Source organism: Nordella sp. HKS 07 (genome assembly GCF_011046735.1).
Taxonomy (GTDB): domain Bacteria; phylum Pseudomonadota; class Alphaproteobacteria; order Rhizobiales; family Aestuariivirgaceae; genus Taklimakanibacter.
Map to the genome: position 1 here is coordinate 3068887 of NZ_CP049258.1, position 21047 is coordinate 3089933.

Annotated in this window: 18 protein-coding genes, 1 tRNA gene and 1 pseudogene; 12 read left to right on the forward strand and 8 right to left on the reverse strand. The window is 56.7% G+C overall.

Features of this window, described 5'->3' with window-relative positions; all coding sequences use genetic code 11:
• Positions 1-90: 90 nt before the first annotated feature.
• Positions 91-549, forward strand: coding sequence for a hypothetical protein (locus G5V57_RS14450; RefSeq protein WP_165168174.1), 459 nt, complete (start codon positions 91-93; stop codon positions 547-549).
• A 780-nt stretch (positions 550-1329) separates the two neighbouring features.
• Positions 1330-2025: a methyltransferase domain-containing protein gene (locus G5V57_RS14455; RefSeq protein ID WP_165168175.1), complete on the forward strand. Its 696-nt coding sequence runs from the start codon at positions 1330-1332 to the stop codon at positions 2023-2025.
• Between the two features lie 204 nt (positions 2026-2229).
• Here G5V57_RS14455 and G5V57_RS14460 read toward each other — a convergent pair whose 3' ends face one another.
• The 3 genes from G5V57_RS14460 to G5V57_RS14470 form a co-directional block, all read right to left on the reverse strand.
• Complete coding sequence (locus G5V57_RS14460; protein ID WP_246737627.1) at positions 2230-2961, reverse strand: glycosyltransferase; 732 nt, start codon at positions 2959-2961, stop codon at positions 2230-2232.
• A gap of 36 nt (positions 2962-2997) precedes the next feature.
• On the reverse strand, positions 2998-4917 hold the full coding sequence (locus G5V57_RS14465; RefSeq protein WP_165168177.1) for a hypothetical protein: 1920 nt from the start codon (positions 4915-4917) through the stop codon (positions 2998-3000).
• A gap of 278 nt (positions 4918-5195) precedes the next feature.
• Positions 5196-5591, reverse strand: a complete 396-nt coding sequence (locus G5V57_RS14470) for a hypothetical protein (RefSeq protein ID WP_165168178.1) — start codon at positions 5589-5591, stop codon at positions 5196-5198.
• 143 nt (positions 5592-5734) lie between these two features.
• Between G5V57_RS14470 and G5V57_RS14475 the strand changes: the two genes are divergently transcribed.
• Positions 5735-8875, forward strand: coding sequence for a methyltransferase domain-containing protein (locus G5V57_RS14475; protein ID WP_165168179.1), 3141 nt, complete (start codon positions 5735-5737; stop codon positions 8873-8875).
• Positions 8876-8879: 4 nt separating this feature from the next.
• On the opposite strand, the gene G5V57_RS14480 is transcribed toward G5V57_RS14475, so the two are convergent.
• Complete coding sequence (locus G5V57_RS14480) at positions 8880-9827, reverse strand: NAD-dependent epimerase/dehydratase family protein (protein WP_165168180.1); 948 nt, start codon at positions 9825-9827, stop codon at positions 8880-8882.
• Between the two features lie 832 nt (positions 9828-10659).
• Between G5V57_RS14480 and G5V57_RS14485 the strand changes: the two genes are divergently transcribed.
• A complete protein-coding gene (locus tag G5V57_RS14485) occupies positions 10660-10854 on the forward strand; it encodes a hypothetical protein (protein WP_165165504.1) in 195 nt (64 codons plus the stop codon).
• On the opposite strand, the gene G5V57_RS35240 is transcribed toward G5V57_RS14485, so the two are convergent.
• Positions 10770-11384 carry a DUF922 domain-containing protein gene (locus tag G5V57_RS35240; RefSeq protein ID WP_165168181.1) on the reverse strand — a complete coding sequence of 205 codons (615 nt, stop codon included), beginning with the start codon at positions 11382-11384 and terminating at the stop codon, positions 10770-10772. The two genes, G5V57_RS14485 and G5V57_RS35240, sit on opposite strands and share 85 nt — an antisense overlap.
• A gap of 867 nt (positions 11385-12251) precedes the next feature.
• Here G5V57_RS35240 and G5V57_RS14495 point away from each other — a divergent pair.
• Complete coding sequence (locus tag G5V57_RS14495) at positions 12252-13514, forward strand: DegT/DnrJ/EryC1/StrS family aminotransferase (RefSeq protein ID WP_165168182.1); 1263 nt, start codon at positions 12252-12254, stop codon at positions 13512-13514.
• A 158-nt stretch (positions 13515-13672) separates the two neighbouring features.
• Positions 13673-14187, forward strand: a pseudogene (locus G5V57_RS14500) (UDP-glucose 6-dehydrogenase); the annotation flags it as partial.
• Positions 14188-14229: 42 nt separating this feature from the next.
• Here the strand turns inward: G5V57_RS14500 and G5V57_RS14505 are convergent.
• A complete protein-coding gene (locus G5V57_RS14505) occupies positions 14230-15042 on the reverse strand; it encodes an ATP-binding cassette domain-containing protein (RefSeq protein ID WP_165168183.1) in 813 nt (270 codons plus the stop codon).
• A complete protein-coding gene (locus tag G5V57_RS14510; protein ID WP_165168184.1) occupies positions 15026-15961 on the reverse strand; it encodes an ABC transporter ATP-binding protein in 936 nt (311 codons plus the stop codon). The genes G5V57_RS14505 and G5V57_RS14510 overlap by 17 nt, the downstream gene beginning before the upstream one ends.
• Positions 15962-16161: 200 nt before the next feature.
• Between G5V57_RS14510 and G5V57_RS34375 the strand changes: the two genes are divergently transcribed.
• Positions 16162-16290 (forward strand): hypothetical protein, encoded by a 129-nt coding sequence (locus G5V57_RS34375; RefSeq protein WP_246737693.1) that lies wholly within the window; start codon positions 16162-16164, stop codon positions 16288-16290.
• A 279-nt stretch (positions 16291-16569) separates the two neighbouring features.
• Here G5V57_RS34375 and G5V57_RS14520 read toward each other — a convergent pair.
• Positions 16570-16659, reverse strand: a tRNA-Ser gene (locus G5V57_RS14520).
• A 644-nt stretch (positions 16660-17303) separates the two neighbouring features.
• Here G5V57_RS14520 and G5V57_RS14525 point away from each other — a divergent pair.
• The 5 genes from G5V57_RS14525 (at position 17304) to G5V57_RS14545 (ending at position 21034) form a co-directional block, all read left to right on the forward strand.
• The gene (locus G5V57_RS14525) at positions 17304-17477 is read left to right on the forward strand and encodes a Flp family type IVb pilin (protein WP_165168185.1); all 174 of its coding nucleotides are present in this window, start codon (positions 17304-17306) and stop codon (positions 17475-17477) included.
• A gap of 226 nt (positions 17478-17703) precedes the next feature.
• Positions 17704-18204, forward strand: coding sequence for a prepilin peptidase (locus tag G5V57_RS14530; RefSeq protein WP_165168186.1), 501 nt, complete (start codon positions 17704-17706; stop codon positions 18202-18204).
• Between the two features lie 104 nt (positions 18205-18308).
• Positions 18309-19130, forward strand: a complete 822-nt coding sequence (gene cpaB, locus G5V57_RS14535; protein WP_165168187.1) for a Flp pilus assembly protein CpaB — start codon at positions 18309-18311, stop codon at positions 19128-19130.
• An 18-nt stretch (positions 19131-19148) separates the two neighbouring features.
• On the forward strand, positions 19149-20579 hold the full coding sequence (locus G5V57_RS14540) for a type II and III secretion system protein family protein (RefSeq protein WP_165168188.1): 1431 nt from the start codon (positions 19149-19151) through the stop codon (positions 20577-20579).
• Between the two features lie 14 nt (positions 20580-20593).
• Positions 20594-21034, forward strand: coding sequence for a CpaD family pilus assembly lipoprotein (locus G5V57_RS14545; protein ID WP_165168189.1), 441 nt, complete (start codon positions 20594-20596; stop codon positions 21032-21034).
• The last annotated feature ends 13 nt before the right edge of the window (positions 21035-21047 follow it).

Consider the following 21047-nt stretch of genomic DNA (forward strand, 5'->3'; position numbering starts at 1 on the left):
AGGACATTCTCGCACATCCTGTGGCTGCTCCGGCGCTATCACGACCAGGCCAAGCGCACCATTCGCCTGCGCAACAAGCAGTGGGTGACGATGGAGCCCGCCACCTGGAAGGGCGAGTTCGACCTGACCGTCAATGTAGGACTCGGCACCGGCAACAAGGACCAGATGCTGGGGCACAGCCTTGTGCATCTCGATGCCGGCCGTTGCCTGCGCAGCAGAAGGCCCATAACGACATCCAGATCGAGCGAAGCGGCGCGTCTCTGCAATGCCTCCGCCCGAATGATGCAGGCATTCAACGACGGTCTCCTAGCCCTCGCCCAGTTGCGCAGAGGCGGAAAGCAACATGTCATTGTTCAGCACCAGTATGTGAACGTTGGCCCCGGCGGGCAGGCCGTCGTTGCCGGTAGCGGAGATCGCGAAGGCGCTGGGCTGCAGCAGGGGAATGGTCTACAAGACGCTCAAGGCAAAGGCCGCCTGACGCGCGGTGCTGGCCCGGCAATTAGACTAGGGGCATGGGGGCCTCATCGGAATTGGCGCCATGCCGCATGAGAACAAGAGCTCGACCGTCGGTACAAGCCATGATCGCCTTTATCGACGATCATCGTGGGGCGCATGGGGCCGAGCCGATTTGCAAGGTCTTGCCGATCGTCAACGGTCTCTACAAGGCCGAGGTGATCCATCGGCGTGGGCCATGGCGCAGCTTCGAGGCCGTCGCGCCTTGCTCGGGGCGTGATCGTGCGCCATGCGCGCTGCATGAAGCGTGTTCGCCTTGGCGTTTTGATAGGCATTGTCAGCCGCGACTTTCGGGGCGACCGTCGTTCCGTATGCGGCTCACCACAGGGTCAGAATCGGTGAACATTGTACCGAAAGCCTCGTTGAATTGTTTTAGGCTGTTGGACCGGTACAGGACGGCGACGAAAAAAACCTCTGGGAGGACCGGAACCTGTGAAGTCTGCAAAGAACTAAACAGGTCCGCCTTCAGTATAGGCCAGCGCGCCAGCGCCGCGCACGCAGCGGCGTATTTTCGGTCGGACTTTGGTATCAGACTTAATGCAGTTTCAGCACCACAAGCGTTTGCAGGGGATCGGTAGTTGGCATCGTGCCGACGCATCTTGAGTCCCGGAAATTACCTCTCTCGATCCGCTCCGTTGTCATCGATGCCTCGCCGGATGTCAGGTCGCCATCCACAGGCGGCCCCGGATGCGGGTTGAAAGCAAAACCGTTGGTGCTAGCGGACACGTTGTGCAAGTCAATCAAGCCGAGCAAGCTTGGCCTTGAAGGTCTATTGCGCTATCGTTGGCGACCTAAGTCTGGAGAGACTCCTCTGCTATGATCACTTGTTCAATATGCGGCAGGACGGATTTTGCTGATCGCGCAATTCTTTGGGATGAGCTGGTCTCTGACTGGCAACTTGCTCCCCACGAACGGGCTTATGTTGATAAACAGCAAGGTACTTGTTGCACATTCTGTGGATCGAACTTGCGCTCGATTGCACTTGCTGACGCGATCCGCGCCACGGTCGGAACTAACTTGACATTACTGGAATTCGCAAAGACTTCAGAGGCGGGCCAAGTTAGCATTTTGGAGATTAACGAGGCTGGCAATTTGAGCACTACGCTAAAGCAATTCCCGGGCCACGTCATGGCTGCGTATCCCACGGTTGATATGCAGTCACTGCCGTACTCGAGCGATAGCTTCGATATCGTAGTACACTCGGATACGTTAGAGCACGTTCCCCGTCCCGTACGCGCCTTGGCAGAGTGTTGGCGAGTTCTTAAACCTCAAGGGGCACTCTGCTTTACAATTCCAACTATAGTTGGTCGTCTTACTCGAAGTAGAGCAGGGCTGCCAAACAGCTATCACGGGTCCGCCCAGACTGCGGCTGACGACTTTGTTGTCCATACTGAATTCGGCGCTGACATGTGGACCTATGTAATGCAAGCGGGGTTCTCTTCAGTCAGAATCAACGCGGTTGATTACCCCTCGGCGCTAGCGATCTGCGCGGAAAAGCAGCTAGGACCATAGGACCTTGGTGGAGGAGCCATGAGCGAATGTGGGTGACGAAATTTGTCGTCGGTCCCGATTTTGTCGACACCCTTGAACTCATATTCGGGAGTATCCTATGCCCCGTTTTCGAAGCGCCTACCCGCCGGATTATCGGCGTCAGATGGTCAAATTGATCCGATTCGAAACGAAGGGGCACAGGGCGAGACTCGCTTGATCGGCCTTCTAACACTGCGCTTTAAAAGCTGCATATTCCTTTAGCCAAAGGTCGCCAAATTCAACGTGCTCCCATCCTGCCATCCATGGTCCACCACGGGTGAAATGTACGGCCCGGGGCGGCGGCTCCATGCGGGGATACGTCCCCTCTAACCAATTCCAATCGCTCGACACGCCTTTGATCTGATTGTCCTCCAACCAGCAGAAACGATGGAGATCGCGGCCTGGAACTCCGTTGAGGAGGTCAACAGAAAGCTTATTGTTGGCAGGATGCTTGAGATTGAAGAGCATCATGCTGGACCAGTTCTTGCGCGCGTAGAGCAACTGAATCTGCCCATCCATCTTCACGCTTTCTTTTGGCTCGTATTGATGCTTCACGCAGCACAGCGCCTTACTTGAGTCGGCCTCAGCAAAGAGTTCGGCCACATCTCCCGTCCAGAGGAAGTCGCAATCACAAAAGAGCGCCCACTCAGCATTGAACTTCGCTCGGTCCGCCATTATCGGAACGAAAAAGCGCGAGATTGCGAATTCAGTGCTCATCGGCGCTTCTGAAATCACGTCCCAGAGCCGTCCCTCGCGGATTTCGGTAGCGCGTGTGTACAGACCAGCTTCGCGCAACACAGAAAGCTTGATCGGATAAATGGCGAGAGTGGCGTTTGAGTAACGGCGAAGGGAATGCGCACAAACGTCGTAAGCGTCAGACTCGCGTGGATCCCATCCGATAAAGATAGGAAGGGTCATGAGCATCTCCTGTGTCTCGACTGGTAGGGGCACCTGTTAACTGCGGGAACGCCCGCGAACAGTCTTGATGATATTTCGGAGTGGTCCGGAAATCCGCCAGCCCGTGCTATTCCGCATCGCAACGTTCTCGTGCTCCAGGGTAGTCATACGTTCTCTAACCTGAACAAGTTGCTTTTTGAGTGCCGCAATTTCATCAGATGCCTCCTTCGCAGTCCTCGCCTGCTCCACCGCTTGCACCGCCAAACTCGCAGATGCAGCTACATACTGATCAACAGGGTTGCGGCTTGGTTCTTCGAGCAAACCGGAGAACTTGGAATAGAATGTATCATCGACTGCTTCCGCGTACCGACCCCGGATTTGCTCGCTCATTGCTTTGAGATTCATCATACTGGTGCCTGATCTGATATGATCTCCGATAGCCTCGAATGGCACCACGCTAATTCCATCAAACTCGATGGGCTGACCAGTATCATACACTGAGATCGGTATCGAAGAGACCGCCGCATCGACCATTAGGCTAGAAGGTGAAGTCAAGACTAGATCTATGTTCGGCAGCACGCGGCTGAGCGGCAGGTCCGCCACAATGCCAGCGAGGTTGTCAAACAGCACCGTATTCGAGCGTGGTAGAGTGGAGAAGGTCTCCGCGCTATCCGACGGATGCGGTCTGATCACGAATAGCGTAGTCGGGTGAGCGGAAATCAGTGCGCCAAGGTTTTCCACGAACTCCGCGCCTATATTGCGCACCCCCCACCTTCCGCGAAGATCTTTCACGCCTACGAGGACTGACTGCTCAAACTTCGATGGATCGTGGCCAAACTGAATATCCAGTCCCGGGAATGGTCCAAATTGTTGGTCGCAAAATTTAGCGGAACCTATTGGAAAGGCCTGTTCGGAGGGAAATGCGCCCCATGGTACATCCGTTGAAATGAAGCGATGTACTCGCTCATTCAGTCGATGTTCGTCCTCTCGTCCCCATGTAAGGACGCGTTCCGACGCGAAAGTAACAACACGGTGTTCAAAAGCTCGGGGCCAAATGCCGTGTTGAAGAAGATACGTTGTGCAACCGTGAAGGCGTGCTATTGCGGCCGTTTCGTACCCCAAAAGGTGACCCCATCCGACACTCGACTCGGCCCCAGAGATAAGCACTTCACCCTTCATCTCAGACCAAGGGAGTTCTCGTACGTCGTCATATTCAATGACTTGAACACCGCACCTCGTGAGGAAGCTCCGGACTGCACGAAGCGTATCCTGTTCCACTCCCTCAGGGCGAACAAGAAAGCGCGCCTGCGCTCTTGGGATTACATCGAGAAGAGGTCGAAGGAGTGACCATTCCTGATGATGATGTAAGCTTAAGTTGAAACCGCGCGCACCGTGGGAAAATTGACGGCGTTTTTCGGCGCGATAACTGACGTCAACGAGGAGGTTGATCTGTGATGAAGCGGAGGAACGGTCCTTCGCGGCCACCTTCTCGAAAATGATATAACGTGGCTCGCCTGCCGATACATCGGCAAATATGTCAGCCGCCACCCATCTGTTAATCAGCTTTAATTCGTCGTTGACGGGAAAGGCCCGCCGCGCGATTGCAGGGGAAAATGCGTCAAGCTCAACGAGACGAAAGCCGACTGCCTCGAAAACACGAATCCAAGTCTGAATCGGCAGCAGGGTCGCATGAAGCAGATTATCGTGGGCACTAGGTCGAGTTGATATTGAGACGGCAAGATACCGGTTGGTCAATCTTTGTAAGTTGCTGACTGCGTCCGAGACGTGCTCGCGATCAATATGTTCAAGTACGTCGAAGCATGTGGTCAGGTAAGCTCCTTTCGTAGGATCGATGGCTTGAAGAATATCATCAACCGCTGCCTCGGAGAATCTTGAAAGATCGAAGCTTATCACTTCAGAACCGGGGAGCGCGCTAACATCTGTCGTGACACTCTCAATCCCTTGCTCGCGGAGCAAGCGGCCTAACCCCCCCTGACCTCCGCTCACGTCCAGTAGTCGACTACACTCGATCTGTCGGCAATAACTCAGAATAAGTGGCGGAAGGACCGTGCGATCAAAGCTCGTGTGCTCTCCGCGACGCTTGCGATATGCGTCGTTGTAGATTGCAGCATAGTCGGTAACACAAGCGTACACGCGAAAACCCTCCTAAGGCATTTGTTGGTTAACATGAACGGGACCCGCCGTCACTAGGGTTTGTGCTCAACAGAACTAGCAGGGGACGATGGGATTTTCCTTCAGGTGATGGCGAGTTCGAGCCCAGTCCAAAAGCCGCGGTTTTCTCCGATGCCCAAGGCGCGCTCTTTGTGCCTTTCTTCAGTATCGGTCGGCATTTCATTGCCGGATTTGCGTCGATAAGGTCTTTTGCTGACGGCACAAGCCAAAGCTCGCCTGATAGCTGCAAGCGTCCGGTTCACCGTGACCGTCGCCCGTCGCCTCCTGACGGCAACTAAAACGCCGCGAATGTGCGCGCGCGACAGATCGGGCAATTTGACACTGCCGATCAGCGGCCGAACATCCTTCTTGAAGATGCGGGTAACCTCCTTGGTCCAGACCGCCGTTGGCCGCGGATGATGGGCAAGGAATTGATCCAATAGTTGATCGACGGTGTCGGCCTTTTCGTGTCGGGCCAAACTTTTGGCCTTTATGAAAGGGCTAGACGGGCCATCCGCGTCTCGCTACTAGGTTCGATTGAATGCCAAATTTTTGAACTGACAATGCAAGGCTGCCTCAACGCATGACCAAAACAATTCGTTAGACACGTACGGAAGCATTGATGCCCGGCGACACAGAACTAGAATTTACAGGCGAGCGTTATGTTCCAGCCATCGGCGGCAACATATTCCTAGAGCATATGCACCGCTACTTTCTGGCCGAGCGTATTGCCAAGGGAAAAGATGTGCTTGACATTGCTTGCGGCGAAGGTTTTGGCTCGAACATCCTTGCCCGCTCAGCTAAGTCTGTGGTCGGTGTCGATATATCCGAGAACGCTGTCACCCACGCCACCCGTAAGTACGCCTCCGAAAAAGCGTATTTCAGGCTCGGCTCAGTCACCAAGATTCCGTTAAAAGATCATAGCGTGGATATGGTTGTCTCATTCGAGACAATAGAACATATCGCTGAGCACGAAGAGATGATGGCGGAGATCAAGCGCGTTCTCCGTCCCGGCGGGTTGCTTATTATTTCGACGCCAGACAAGGCCACATACACGGACGCCTCCGGCAACACTAACACATTTCACGTGAGGGAGCTTTACCGGCATGAGTTCGACGGCCTGATTAGGCAATATTTTGCGCATGTCCAGATGCATGGGCAGCGCATAGGCTTCGGCTCGGTCATCGCCCCGGAGACCGACAGCACGAGCTTTTTCGAGACCAAATCGGAAACGTCGGAAACGACCCTTGGTCTGATATCGCCGATGTATTTGATAGCGGTGGCCTCCGATACTGCGGCTGCCGTGACAGGGTTTAGTGGTCTTTTCAGTCAGGAGATCATGGCTTCTGAGCCTGTGCAAAAACGGGTGGAGTTTGAGTGGACCGAGTGGGAGAAAAAGGCAGCGCTGAAGTGGGCCGAGTGGGAGAAAAAGGCAGCGCTGAAGTGGGACGAGCGGGAGAAGAAGTTTGAGGCCAAGCTAAATAAATTAGGCAAGAAATCACTTATAAACTTGATCTGGCGCCTCATTGAAACTCGCTTGTTCTATACGCTATCCAAGTCCAGCTTCTTAAGCGAACGCGCCCGAGCGCGCTATAAGCGCTCCGCCGAAAAACGCGACCCACTGCGCCTCCCACTGCGCCCCGCCCCTTGGCTAACTCAGCAACTCGCGAATTACGGCATTCGAGTAACGGCCATTGTCCCAAACTACAATCATGCTGCCTTTCTTCCACAACGCATAGAAAGCATACTAAATCAGAGCTATTCGTTAATCGATATATTAATATTGGATGACTGTTCGACCGATGGAAGTCGAAAAGTGATCGACAGTTATGTCAAACGTTATCCTGAACGTATTCGGGCCGTCTTCAATGAAGAGAACTCCGGTAGCGTATTCAAGCAATGGAAAAAGGGTCATGGGTTGGCAACCGGCGATCTGGTTTGGATTTGCGAAAGCGACGACTTCTGCGACAACCGTTTTGTTGAACATCTTGTCAACGCCTTTCGGGATCCAAGCGTAATGATCGCGTTCGGTCGCATCGAATTTGCAGACACGACTGGCCAATTCATGCCTGGCATGGATAGATATCGCGAAAGCAGCGAAGCTGGCATCTGGAGCGATCCTTTGGTCCGACCTGCTGCACGTTGGTTTGGAGGTGGCTTCGGTGTCAAGAATGTTATTGCAAACGTAGGCGGCAGCATCTGGCGCCGCTTTCCCATCGAGGACGCGATCTGGGATAATGCCGCATCGTATCGTATTATGGGAGATTGGTACCTCTATGGGGCCCTCGCGGCCGGGGGGCAGATTGCCTATAATCCCGACGCGGTGTCCTTTTTCCGCGTGCATTGCGCTAACACTTCGGGATCGTCAGCGCAATCAACACCTGAATACTACCTCGAATATGCAAAATTGATGACCTCTTTGAAGCATCGCTGGAAGATTCCGGATGCGACGTTTGACAAGTTTGTTGATAGCTGTCGCCGCGTCTACCAAGGGCGCGATGTAGAGGGTAGCTTTGAAGAACTGCTCAGGTTATGGGAGCTCCGCAGGGTCCGTCGTGATGCTCCGCATGTACTAATTGGCATACTCGGCTTTTCCTATGGAGGGGGCGAGATATTTCCGATTCATTTGGCAAATGCCCTTCGCCGACAGGGGGTAAATGTGTCCATATTGCAGATGAGGGACACACATGACCACCCGAATGTGCGTGCAATGCTGAATCCGGCCATTCCTGTTTATAGCGCGAAAACCTTGAGCCACATGGGGGTTCGGAATTTCATCAGAACCGCTCAGGTTTCTGTTGTTCATTCCCATTTTGCAAGCGTTGAGCGATTTCTGATCGAAGAGGGTGGAGCGGACGTTCCGTATATTGCTACGCTTCATGGATCTTATGAAGCAATGAAAATTTCGAGCAGCGAACTTGGGAAGTGGGCAGCGCGCGTCGATCAGTTCGTTTATACGGCAGATAGAAACCGTCAACCGTTCGCAGATTTAAACCTTGCAGATGAAAAGTTCGTCAAACTCCCCAATGCTATGCCTGTTGACTCCACACCATTTGGAAAGACGCGCGAGGATCTGGGCATCGACGAACATACTGTCGTTTTTACCTTGGTAGCTCGCGGCATAGACGGAAAGGGATGGGAAGAATCAGTCCAGGCACTCAGAATCCTCCAAGACCGTCATCCGGAACAAAAGGTTGCGGTCCTTGCCGTGGGCGAAGGTCCCGCCACCGAACGCGCCAAGGTACTTGCCGACAGCGATCCTAGCGTCCATTTCCTAGGCTATGTTCCGCACGTTCACGGGGTCTACAAGCTCACCGACGTAGCACTTTTGCCTACGCGTTTCCCGGGCGAATCATACCCGCTCTGCTTGATTCAAGCGATGCAAATGGGCTTGCCTTGCGTAGCGACCGACATAGGCGACATCCGGTCTATGGTTGAATTGGAGGATGGCGCGGCGGGCGAGATCATACCCTATTCCTCCGATGACGGCGCCTATCTTGATGCACTAGTGGCGAGCATGGAAAAGATGCTCGATCCCAAGCACCGTGCTCGACTAGCCGCAAACGCGCGCAAGTCGGCGATTCGCTTCGATATTGATGTCCTTGCTAGCCGGTACCGCAATCTTTACGACGAAATCATCGCTCGCCGATGCGGGCCTTTCAAAGCGAAGGTGGCTAGATGGCTACGTATACACGGTCACGCCTTCTCGATCACCCTTCGATCCACCACAAAAAACGGCGAGGCCAAACGAAAACTTAGATAGCTTCCTAGCGGGAATTTACACTCGGCGTCGACCCACTGGGGGACACCGCCCTCAACCATTCGTAAGTCAGCTCTATGCCCTCGAGAAGCGATATGGTGCTTTCCCACCCGAAATCTGCGCGTGCTCTGCTGACATCAAGCACCGATTGCGCGACGTCGATCGTGCGCGCTGACTTATAGATCGGGCTAATGCGCTGCCCCGTCACCTTCGCCAGGATTTCTACTATTTCTCTAAGCGACGTTCCTTTCCCGCTGCCAGCATTGTAAGGGCCAATTTTGTCAGTCACGATGGCACGTGCGCAAAGCTCGGCAAGATCAGCGACGTGTACGTAATCGCGCACGACGCTTCCGTCACCCCATATCTCGATAGTTTCACCGTCACGCAAGCGCGACAGAAATGTTGAGATGACGCCCTGTACACCTGTGTGTGCTTGACGAGGTCCATAGGGATTGGATGCCCGGATGGCGATCGGAGAAATGCCCCGTGTCCGGCGGTACATTTCCAAATAATGCTCAATCGCCGCTTTCACAATGCCATAGGAATTTATCGGACGTAGAGGGTGTGTTTCCGGAATCGGCATTTCATCGGGGTGGCCGTAAACAGTGCCGCCAGAAGACAAAAATAATATGCGCCGGATCCCCAATCCAATCATAGCGTCCAGCAGGGACAAAGTGCGAATGAGGTTGTCTTGAACATCAATTGTAGGGTTGACATCCGCCGTGCCGGGGAAGGTAGTGCTCACAAGATGCATGACGGCATCGACGCCCGCTAGAGCATCGATCACCGCCATTGTATCTCCAAAGCTACCATGAATGTATTCGACTCCCCCCAGAGGAGGGCGGAAGCGCTCCGCCTGCCGGTCAAAAACCTTCACGGAGTGACCATGTGCAAGAAGTCGGTCCACGATGTGGGACCCGATGAAACCACATCCGCCGATCACGAGCACTTTCATTCCACAACCCATCCTGTAACTATAGCTGTAGCTTCAAAGCTGTCGAATCCGACTTTGCGATGCTATCATAGACCAAACCGTCGCCATCGCGCGACCCCGCGCATGTCAACGGCGGCGTTGCCATTCTAGCCACCGTGCCTTGCAAGCGCCGCCAGGGCCGTCGAAGGGCCGAGGCATGAAGCCCCGAAGCAGATCGCCCGGCACTTCCGTAAAACCTCCCGGACGACAAGACGATGTGCATTAGCCACGAAGCCATCTATCAGGAAGCTCTTCGTTCAAGGCCGAGCAGCGCTGCGCGACGAACTCGCGGACTGCTTGCGAAAACCGGGCGGGTGTTGTCGGGTTTTGAGGGGCGCACGCAGGAGCGCCCGTAGAAGCGCTTGACCAGCTATTTTTATCCAAGAACAGAGACGGTACTGCGGACCGCTTGAATCTGCCTAGTTCTCTCAAACAGATACACTGAGCGACTGGCTAAAGCCGGGATCGAGCCCTCAGTCGGCGGTGTCGGCAGGAGCCCGGTGACGCAAACTCCGAAGCCGTTGAATTTTGCCACCGTGGAATGGGTCGACTGGTTCACCCGTCGGGGAATTCTTCAACGCATCGAAAGGATCCGAAGACGAGGAGCCCTATTATGGCATGCTTGACGAACCAGTCGTGGCACCAAAACCGCTGCGGTTCAGGGCGCGGGGCGCCGCGCAAAAACCCAAAGCTGAAGCACGACAAAATTCAGCGCGGGGATTAGGATACTGATCGAGGCGAAGGAGGACCACGCTGGAGCTTCGGTGTGTCGAGCCACTGTAGTGACACACGAGACTATCAAAAAGTTGCCGACTTGCACGAAACAGTGGCGACCGGCGTCGCTCCCGCCAACAGCTACCGCGTCTTCTTGATCCGAATGGCAGGATCGTCTGGGAGACGGGTGCGGGACGGCGAGATCGTCAGCTACCGGGACGAGCCCGAAACGGGGTTCCGCCGGCGGTTCGTCGCCGACCTCGTGGAACTCCTGCCGATCGACTCGCAAGTCTGACACGGAGCGCTTTGCGACCGGCGCGCGGCCTGAGGTCTCACCGGCTCTGCAGCTTTCTTGCGTTTCTTCGCCGCAAGAGGGGCAGCATCGAGCTTGAGCGGCTTATAGATCGGCGCCAAGACCATATTCACGAAGGGGTGCTTAGCCAGCTTTTTCTTTTCTGCGGCATCGAAAGCTATATGCTTGCGGTTGCACGCCTTCTGTACGTCCTCACGCATCGCTTCAGCCTTCCTCTCGACTTCCTCGCAGCTACGCCCGCGCACAGCGCTTACCCGGGTCTGGATCTCGTTGGCGCAGCCCATCCAGATCGAACGATGTGTTTCTCCATGATTGCGCAGGAAGGCGGAGAATTGCTGCCAGCGCGCACGAGCACTCGGTGGGAGAGGTGTCTCATCGGTGAGCTTCGGCAGTCGGATGATAAAATTGACGGAATACTGATAATTAATGAGGCGGCAGCTTCTTTTGAGCTCAAGCTTGCCGCGCTGCGATGATTCCGCGGAAGTCGCCGCGTAGGCCTTAGCACCTCCCATGAGGGCCGCGTTTCAGCATTGAGATATAGATGTCTGCCACGGAGTCGCCTGATACCTTGTAGTAGGCATACTTGGTGGAGAAGGCCGGTCCCGCCTGTGCCTGTATAGCCCCCCCATGGCGACAGCAATGCGGTCGCTCCAACCGCCAGCCCTTGGAACAACTGCATCGACGCCTCTCGAAGTTGCGAAAGGAAGGTAGGATAGCGTAGCAGACCCGGCAAGCTGTAGGAGGCAGTGTTTCGGCCTTCTTGGCTTTATCGCTACTGTGATTTCAACAGCTCCAAGGCTGGCGCTGTGTGGATATTCTTCAGCTGGCGTTTATACTGCGCGGCCACGAACCGGTTCGGCTTACGGATTATCAGTCAATTGCCCACCAACTGCGAAGACGACGAAGCCGCCAGCCAGTATCCACATAACGGCAACCTGCGGGTATCACTCGATCCGGCGGGAGCGAGGACAGTGAGAGCCTACTTGACGGACACTCAAACCCAATCGCTAGACGCCGATACTAGGACGCTACTAGGATGAAAAAAGAATCGCATAAACAATAGCCAGCAATAACAATAAGATAAGTGTCTAAATTGGTGGAAAGCGGGTTCCGTCGAAGTGGCCTCTCTTGGGTCCTCTATGGCCCTTCACGGTCCGGCGCGATGAGAGGTTTCCTCATGACAGGAAACCAAAAAGACAAGCGAGCCCAATGAAGGGGAGCGCAAATACTTTAACCAATGAGGGTAACTTTACAGGTTCCCTGCCTATAACATTCCACCCGAATTTTCACCTTATCTCGTGTAACGGATCGTGGCACGGGGTGGCATCGTGCTGGCTCTGGCGCTAAGGGATGTCCGTTGACGAAGGGTATTTAGGCAAATGTGGGTCAGAACGCAACTCAAGATCGGATGGCTGGATCTCCTCGCGGGAGCCTGGAACTGCTTCAAATCGAACGACCGCGAGGCCCTGCGGCGCTCGGTGGAAGGCTTTTTTTCCGATACGGATGACACGATCGCAGCCTATTCGGTACGCTCGGGCTTCGATCTCCTGATCCAGGCCCTCGACCTCAAGCCCGGCGACGAGGTGATCTTCTCGGCCCTCAATGTCCGCGGCATGGTGCGAGTCGTGCGCGATGCCGGCCTGGTGCCGGTTCCCGTCGATCTCGATGTCGGCTCGATGGGGCCGAGCCTCGAAAGGCTCGAAAAGGTCATTACGCCGCGTTCACGTGTTTTCGTCGCCGCGCATCTCTTCGGAGCCCGGCTCGATCTCGATCCGCTCTTCGACCTGGTGCGGGCCAAAGGCATTGTCGCGGTCGAGGACTGCGCCCAGGCCTTCAATGGAAGGGCCTATCCGGGCAGCGGCAAGGCCGATCTGAGCCTGTTCTCCTTCGGCCCGATCAAGACCTCCACCGCGCTGGGCGGCGCCCTGATCCGGGTGCGCGACGACAAATTGCGCGGCCGCATGCGGACGGTCCAGGCCAACTATCCGGTGCAGCCCGACAAGAAGCATCTGAAGCGTATCCTAAAATTCATGGGGCTCAAGCTCGTCACATCGCGACTTTTGCTGGGCGCCATCTACAAATATTATCATGCGCGCGGCCAGGACTATGAGGACTCGCTCGCCGACCGGGTGCGCGATGTCGCCCCGCTCAAGACGGCCAAGAACCTGCGCTTCCAGCCCTCGACCGCGATGCTGGCGCTGCTCAACCGCAGGCTCGAGGAATTCGACATCCAGGATATCCGTGTGCGGACGAGCAAGGGCGAGACGCTGCGCGACCTGATCGGCGGCGCCGTGGCGATGCCGGCGCAGGGCAATGCGCACCACGACTACTGGGTGTTCCCGCTCTTGGTGGAGGAGCCGCGCAAGTTCATCGACGGGCTGAGGGCTGAGGGCTTCGATGCCGCCGACCTGCCGCGCTCGCAGCATATCGCCGCACCCAAGGACCGGCCCGAACTCGAGCCGCGGACGGCGGCCGGTGTAATGCGCGATCTCGTGGTCATTCCCTGTTATGACTCGATGCCGGATACGGAACTCGCCCGCCAGGCAGAGATCATCAAACGGCTCGCGGAGAAGCCCGTAGAACCTCAATTAATTGAATCAAAGAAGGCGCCGGCTTTGTTGGAGCGGTCATTGGAGCTGTAATGGTGCTCGCTGTCTGGGCGATGATTACGAGGAAGAGGGCGGCCTGAAGGTCTCGCCTATAATTTGTCGGCCCTGAACTATTCCCGACGCATTGACGGCATTGAATGATTGAGGGGCTGTGAGGTTTTGATTTGCCGGAAAGCGGGGCTTTGAGGCCGGTTTTCGTGACCGAATCGACGGTGCCAGTGGACACCGGCGACAAGGTGGAGAGCATCATCCGCGAGGCTCGGCCCGATGCGGATTTTGCCGCGGTGTCCAATCCGGAATTCTTGCGCGAAGGTGCACCGATGGCCGACTTCAAGCGTCGGGACCGCAATCGTCATCGCCGCCGACGACCAGCGGGGCCTGAGCGTGTGATGACCGAGCTCTACCGCCCCGCCAATGCCTTACTCGCTGGGCGCCAACCCCGCGGCATCGGCCTCGACAACCGCGTCCGCGCGAAGTTCCTCCATGCCGGCCCCGGCAATGGTGGCTCGTGTTTTCCGAAGACAGCCAGCACAAGCGCGCCATGGGGCGCAAGGTGATCCTGGCCTGGGGGGTCCGTAAGCGGCAAGGCATCGCGGTGCCCGGCCCGACATTCAAGCCTTACATGGCCGACATGCGCGACGCTCCCTCCATCGGCGTGATCACGGCGCTGCAGGATGCCGGAGCACGGATGAAATTCTGCGATCCGGCGGCATGAGGCGGGCGCCGAGACGGCTCAGCGCATTCCGGCTCACATCCTCATCACGCTCCATCCGGCACTGTCCTTGTTCGTGGTCTGCGATGCTGTCGTCTTGATGACGCCGCCACGCTCGACCTTGTAGAGTTCGGTCGCCACCTCAGCCCAGGCCGGACGATGGGTGATCGCGACCGTCGTGTATTTGCCGCGCAAGGCCGCGATGTTCTGGCAGATGGCCAACTCCGATTCCGGATCGAGCGCGCTCGTGACCTCATCGAGGATGAGCAGCGCCGGCTTCACGACCAAGGCGCGGGCCAAGGCAATGCGCTGGCGCTGGCCGCCCGATAGCTTCAAGCCCATGGGTCCCACTTCGGTGTCGATGCCGTTGGGCATCGCCATGATGAAATCGCGCGCGCCCGCCTGATCGAGCGCCTCCATCAGATCCGCGTCGCTGATGCTGGTGTCGCCGAGGACGATATTCTCCCTGACCGTCGTGTGGAGCAGACTGAGCTCCTGCGCCACATAGCCGATCGAGTGCCGCCACTGCTTCATGTCGATGTCGGCGAGCGAAACGCCGTCCAGCGTGATCGATCCCTCTTGGGGCGTGTGGAGGCCGGTGAGCAGGTCTATCAATGTCGTCTTGCCGGCGCCGGATTGCCCCTGCAGCACGGTTATGGAGCCCTTCGCGATGGTGAAGCTGACATTCCTGACCACCGGTGTCTTTGCATGAGCGAAGGTGACGTTCTCGAAGCGGCATTCCTTCTCGAGGATGGGGGCGAGCGTGCCGGTATGCGTTTCGCGCTGAGCATTCGCGCTGTCGATGAGCTGCACGGTACTGACATAGGCGCCTTCAAGTTCCGCCGCCATCTGCGCCATCTTCTGCAGCCTGTTGGTGATGGTAATCACCTGGAAGAAGACGACAGCGAGAACGACAAGCTCCGCCAGCGAGGTGTTCCAGACGGTCACCGCGAGATAGACACCGATGCCGAGGGTCAAGGTAATGAGCAGGTCGCCGCCCTGATAGAGCCCCCTGACGGGCGAGTTCCCTGATAACCAAGGCCTTGCGCAAGTGCCTGAGGAGAAGTCCCATCTCACCGACCAGGCTGTCATAGCGGTGCATTGTCTTCAACGGCTTGATGTTGCTCATCAAGTCGGTGACGAAGCCAGTGAGGTCGGACGTCCGGCCGCCGCGCTCGTAGCCGGCTTTCTTGGTGATCGTCACCAGCCGCCCGAGCGAGCCGGCAATAGCCGCTCCGACAATCAGGCCGACAATAGCCACTCTCCAATCGATCAAGAAGGCGGCAATCGTGTAGATGACACCCTGGATGGCAAAGGCCATAGTCTGGGCCGCCACAAAGTAGGCCGTTCCAGCCATGGTGGCATCGCCGCTCATGACGTTGGCAACGCGGCCGGCTGGCAATTGCGTGTAGAAGCTCCAGCGCGCACCGAACAATGCCTTGATGAGCCGCCGTCTAAGTCCGGTGGACACGCGGGCGACCGTATAGCCAGCGTAAGACAAGGCGATGAATAACAATATCGTCTTCAGTGTGAAGAATACCAAGACGAGGAGAATGAGATTGGAAAGATTGGGCGTAACCCCCAGCGTCGCCATGAAATTGTGAATGAAGATTACGGCCGGTGAGCTGCCGCCGGACTCAAGTCCCTGATTGGAAATCGACTGGATTGTGGGCAAAAGTGCGGCAATACCAACCACCTCGGTGAAGCCGGATAGAAGCAGGCACAGCAATACTGCCCAGGGCCGGGCTCCTTCGGCCGCCAGAAACATGCGAAATATCTGTTTCATTGTGCGGTTGGCTTTACCGTGATTGCGCGCTCGACTCAAGGACAGCCCATGTTAAGCCGAATCCTCCTCCTTATGATGCAGCCCTGGTTCAGGCTCAGCCGGGGCATGACGCAAGGGATACGTGCCGCAGTCATCGATACCGAGGACCGCATCTTCCTGGTGCCGCATAGCTATGCCCCTGGCTGGCTCTTGCCGGGGGCGGTGTCGAGCGCCGTGAAACCACTTATGACGCGGCAAGCCGGGAACTCGCCGGGGAGGGCGGCATAATTCTCGGCGAACGGCTCCGCGGCCTTATCTGCAGCGCACTGTAATCGGTCGAATACCGACGACGGCCCAGGCTAGGTGTTTGATCCCGGACTTTGATGGTGCACCATTCTCAGACGAATCGAGGGAAGCACTATGGGCCAAATTCAGACCCGCCGAACCGATAACCACAGAATGGCAGCCTGCCGACCGACCGAGGACAACGAGAGCCCATTTGACGAGCACTCAAATGGAACCGGCAGAAGCCGAAACTAGGACACAGACTAGGACGAAAAAAGAAGTGAATATGGAATAACAAGCAAAAACAAACACATAAGTATCGAACTTGGCGGAAGAGGAGGGATTCGAACCCTCGATACGCTTTCACGTATACACACTTTCCAGGCGTGCGCCTTAAGCCACTCGGCCACCCTTCCCCAGCAAGCGGGTCCATATGTCTATGTCCCGCCGGACGGGCTCGTAGCCCGATTTCGGGGTGCAATATAGCCAGAGCGCCGCGCCGTTCAAGCATTGTTGCATAAACAATGTCCGCCCCGTCGTTTCTCAGAAATCCGCGGGCTTTCAGCTTCAAGAGGCCGCCGCAACTGGGGCGTTTTACTTCGCACGGCGCGGCCATCGGCAGTATCCGGCAAAGAATCCCATCGGGTGTTTATGGTTCAGCCGGCGCTGTTCTCACTTGTACCGCCGATTTGACTGTGAGCTCATCTGCGGCCGCAGGTCATCATAATGCGAAAGTACTAGATGAGATCAAGTATATATTTCCAGAAAGTAAGATCAAATAAATATTTACCAAGTAGATACTTAAAAAATATCGAGGATGATAATAGAAATTTCCATAGATCAACGCTATGTTAAATAAATAATTCGAATTTTACCTATTGATGAAACCGTCGGCTAACCATTTATTTTAGAAACTCGACGTTAGGTCCCGCAATGCCGCCCGATTTACTACCCGTTAATGGCTGAAGCCTAGGGTTGTCCTCGGTTCACGACAACAGCCGTGCAAAACGCATCCTGACGTGAGCCGGTGCTGTTACAGAGAAGTCAACTGGAGAGTCAGATGAACAAGCTTATGCGTTTTGTGAAAGATGAGTCCGGCGCGACCGCCATCGAATATGGTCTGATCGCCGCCGCCATTGGCCTGATGCTCGTTCTCGTGATGCCGTTGCTGGCCACCGCGCTTAGCGGCGTGTTCACGGCAATCACCAACGCGCTGAACGCGTTCACGGCGTAATAGCCTGCGGCAAGATACGATCGCAGGGAGGCTCGAAGACCGCCGGTGGAAGCCGGCGGTCTTCTTATTCGGCGCGATGCCGGATCAAAGCCGGTGCCAATCTTTTTGCATCCCGCGGCAGGCGGTAACGCCGTTTTTACGCCAGCCGTGAAACTGTGCCCGGCATCACGCCTGGAATGCCTGCTCTCACGGTGAAGCGCGGGTAAAGGCCGAAGGACAGACAAACATGATCACTCTCCTGGCCCAGACACTTTTCCCCATACTGGTGGTCGCCGCCGCCATCAGCGATTTCCTGACTTTGCGCATCCCCAACTGGCTGAATGCGATCATCGTGCTGGCCTTTTTCCCGATGGCACTTGCCAGCGGCATGTCAGGAGAGGCCATTCTGTGGCATTGCTTGGCAGGTATCGTCGTCCTGGTCGTGGGCTTCGGCCTCTTCTCGTCGGGCTTCATCGGTGGTGGCGATGCCAAGCTCCTGGCCGCGGCCGCGCTATGGATCGGTTGGGCGCACCTGCCGCCATTTCTCGTCTTCACCGCGCTCGCCGGCGGTGTCTTGGTCATCCTCATGAAGGCCTGGCAGTTGCTCCAAGTCGAGGGAGAGGTGCATGAAGTCGGCTGGGCGAAGCGTTTGTTCGGCTTCAAGATGGATCTGCCCTATGGCGTCGCCATCGCGGCGGGAACGATACTGGCTTTTCCCGGCAGCTGGTGGATGTCGGTGACGACGTAAGTTTCAAAAGACGGCAAAAGCTTAACGGTAATTTGACCATTCATGGTGAAAGTGAAACGGCAAACACGCCGTCTGCCGATGTGCGGGTGAGGTGAGGGTGTAGCATGAATAGGACGCGTCTTCTTGTCTTGGCCGTGGCGTTTGGTTCCGCCGGGCTCGCCATCTATATGGCTAAGGGCCTGGTGGGCACGAAGAAGGAGGTCAAGACGGTCGAAGTCAGCAAGGTCGAAACCGTCGACGTCCTGGTCGCCACCAAGAACCTGCAGATGGGCGAGAAGCTGGTCGGCGGCTCGATCGGCTGGCAATCCTGGCCCAAGGCGACCGTCGCGGCCACGATGATCACCAGTGAGGCGAATCCCGAAGCCAAAACGAAATACGAGACGGCACGCGCGCGCACGGCGATCTATGAAGGCGAGCCGGTCATCGAAAAGAAGTTGGTTCTGCCGACTGAAAATGGATTCATGTCGGCCATTCTGCCGAAGGGCATGCGTGCCGTTTCGGTTCCGGTCTCGGCCGAAACCGGCGCCGGCGGCTTCATTCTTCCCAACGACCGGGTCGATGTGCTGCTGACCCGCAAGATCGATGACGGATCCAACCAGAAATCCTCGATCAGCGAGACCGTGCTCACCAATGTGCGCGTCCTGGCGATCGATCAGACCTTCCGGCCGAAAGGCGAAGACGACAAGGAATATGTCGTCGCCGACAAGACCGCTACGCTCGAGCTCGATCCGCGCCAGACCGAGGTGATCTCCATGACGCAGGATGTCGGGCAGCTTTCCCTCACCCTGCGCTCGATCCGCGAGAATGACGGCGTTCCGCTCGCCGACATCGTTCCGCGGCTCAGCGAGAAATACGCGAACGGAACCGAAAACAGCGAGATGACCATCATCAGATATGGCATTCCGCGGCGCGTCACACTGAATTGAACGATTGGGATGGCAGGGATGACGAAGGATATCACGGACATTGGCCGCTGCGGGGGAATTGCACTCGGACGGAAGATGTTTTGCGGCATCGTGCTGGCGGTGGCTCTGCTCATTGCACCAACCTGTGCGCTTGTCGAGCCTGCCCATGCCGCCGAGAACAGCATTTCGGCGGCGGGTGGCGACGGGCGCCTGGTGCGCATCGGTCTCAACAAGTCCATCGTCATCAAGCTGCCGGGTGAGGCGCGCGACGTGCTGGTCGGCAATCCCGACATCGTCGATGCGGTGGTGCGCACCAAGAACACCGCCTATCTCTTCGCCCGCGCCATCGGCCAGACCAATATCTTCTTCTTCGACGCGAATGGCCAGCAGATCCTCGCTCTCGATCTGGAGGTGACGCAGGACAAGGCTGCGCTGCAGAAGCTCGTCCGCCGTACCATTCCAGGATCGCGCATCGTGGTCGATACCATCGGCGACAATGTCGTCCTGAGCGGCACCGCCAAATCTCCCGCGGATGCCAAGCTTGCCTTCGACCTCGCGGTGAGGTTCACCGGCGATGAAAAGAAGGTGATCTCCAGCATCGGCGTGCTCGGCAAGGAGCAGGTCATGCTGAAGGTGCGCATCGCGGAAGTGCAGCGCAACGTTCTGAAGCAGTTTGGCATCAACACGACGGCGATTTTCTCGATCGGCAAATTCGCCTTCGACCTTGCCAACATCAATCCCTTCACGAGCGCGCCTATTAGCCTGCTCGGCGGTTACGGGGCCGGCTGGTCGAGCGGCGGTGACTCCGTCGATGTTTTCGTCCGGGCGATGGAGCGTGACGGCCTGCTGCGCACATTGGCGGAACCTACCTTGACAGCAGTTTCCGGCGAAGCGGCCAACTTCCTCGCCGGCGGCGAGTTCCCCATCCCTGTCGCGCAGGACAACGACACGATCACGGTCGAATTCAAGAAATTCGGCGTAGGCCTGGGCTTCACGCCGCTGGTTCTGTCGGAAGGACGCATTTCGCTCAAAATCAGCACCGAGGTCAGCGAGATATCGAATGATATCTCGGTCACTGTCGATCGTATCACCGTCCCGGGCCTGAGCGTGCGCCGCGCCGAGACGACCGTCGAACTGCCCAGCGGCGGATCCCTGGCGATGGCGGGCCTGATTAAGGACAGTGCGCGTGCGGACATCACGGGCACGCCCGGCCTCAAGAATCTGCCGATCCTCGGCGCCTTGTTCAGAAGCCGCGACTTCCAGCAGAATCAGACCGAGCTCGTGGTCATCGTGACGCCTTATGTCGTCAATCCGGTCAATGAGCAGCAGCTGGCGATGCCGACGGATGGGCTAAAAAATGCCACCGACAAGCAGGCGATTCTCTTCGGCCGCCTCAACAAGATTTACGGGACGCCAGGCAAGGGGCCGAATGGCGTCTATCACGGCAATGTCGGTTACATCGTCGAGTGACGTGGGCAAAGAACATGAAAAGCATGGCCATGAAAGTCTCGGGTAACGGATGGTTGAAGATGCTGACGCTGGCGGGCATCGTCCTTTCGGCCGCAGCCTGCAAGAGCGGCGGCCCCACGCTCGATGATCTCTATCAGCCGGCGGCGACGCACTATGAACGTCATCCGATCATTGTGACCAAGACGGGCGCGTACGTCAAAGATTGTGGCGAGTGGCCGAAGGATTTGTCCCGGACATCGCAGAACGACCAATATCAGAATTTCGGCTGCGCCCAGCAGAGCAATATTGCCGCGATGGTCGCCAATCCGCAGGATCTCATCAGACCGAGAGCCCAGACGCCGTCCGATCCGATGCGGCGCAGCAAGGTCATCGACGACTACCGCAACGGCACGGCTACTTCCGCGGCGACCGAAGAGCAGCAGCAGAAAGCAAAGATTTCCGATATCGCCCAGTAAAACGGGCAAGGGG

Coding starts and splice junctions, on each gene's coding strand:
- G5V57_RS14545 (WP_165168189.1), top strand. CDS start 20,594: ATGAAAAGCATGGCCATGAAAGTCTCGGGTAACGGATGGTTGAAGATG.
- G5V57_RS14480 (WP_165168180.1), bottom strand. CDS start 9,827: ATGAAAGTGCTCGTGATCGGCGGATGTGGTTTCATCGGGTCCCACATC.
- G5V57_RS14510 (WP_165168184.1), bottom strand. CDS start 15,961: ATGTTTCTGGCGGCCGAAGGAGCCCGGCCCTGGGCAGTATTGCTGTGC.
- G5V57_RS14495 (WP_165168182.1), top strand. CDS start 12,252: ATGTGGGTCAGAACGCAACTCAAGATCGGATGGCTGGATCTCCTCGCG.
- G5V57_RS14455 (WP_165168175.1), top strand. CDS start 1,330: ATGATCACTTGTTCAATATGCGGCAGGACGGATTTTGCTGATCGCGCA.
- G5V57_RS35240 (WP_165168181.1), bottom strand. CDS start 11,384: ATGGGAGGTGCTAAGGCCTACGCGGCGACTTCCGCGGAATCATCGCAG.
- cpaB (WP_165168187.1), top strand. CDS start 18,309: ATGAATAGGACGCGTCTTCTTGTCTTGGCCGTGGCGTTTGGTTCCGCC.
- G5V57_RS14530 (WP_165168186.1), top strand. CDS start 17,704: ATGATCACTCTCCTGGCCCAGACACTTTTCCCCATACTGGTGGTCGCC.
- G5V57_RS14475 (WP_165168179.1), top strand. CDS start 5,735: ATGCCCGGCGACACAGAACTAGAATTTACAGGCGAGCGTTATGTTCCA.
- G5V57_RS14505 (WP_165168183.1), bottom strand. CDS start 15,042: ATGGCGGCGGAACTTGAAGGCGCCTATGTCAGTACCGTGCAGCTCATC.
- G5V57_RS14525 (WP_165168185.1), top strand. CDS start 17,304: ATGAACAAGCTTATGCGTTTTGTGAAAGATGAGTCCGGCGCGACCGCC.
- G5V57_RS14540 (WP_165168188.1), top strand. CDS start 19,149: ATGACGAAGGATATCACGGACATTGGCCGCTGCGGGGGAATTGCACTC.
- G5V57_RS14450 (WP_165168174.1), top strand. CDS start 91: ATGGAGCCCGCCACCTGGAAGGGCGAGTTCGACCTGACCGTCAATGTA.
- G5V57_RS14460 (WP_246737627.1), bottom strand. CDS start 2,961: ATGACCCTTCCTATCTTTATCGGATGGGATCCACGCGAGTCTGACGCT.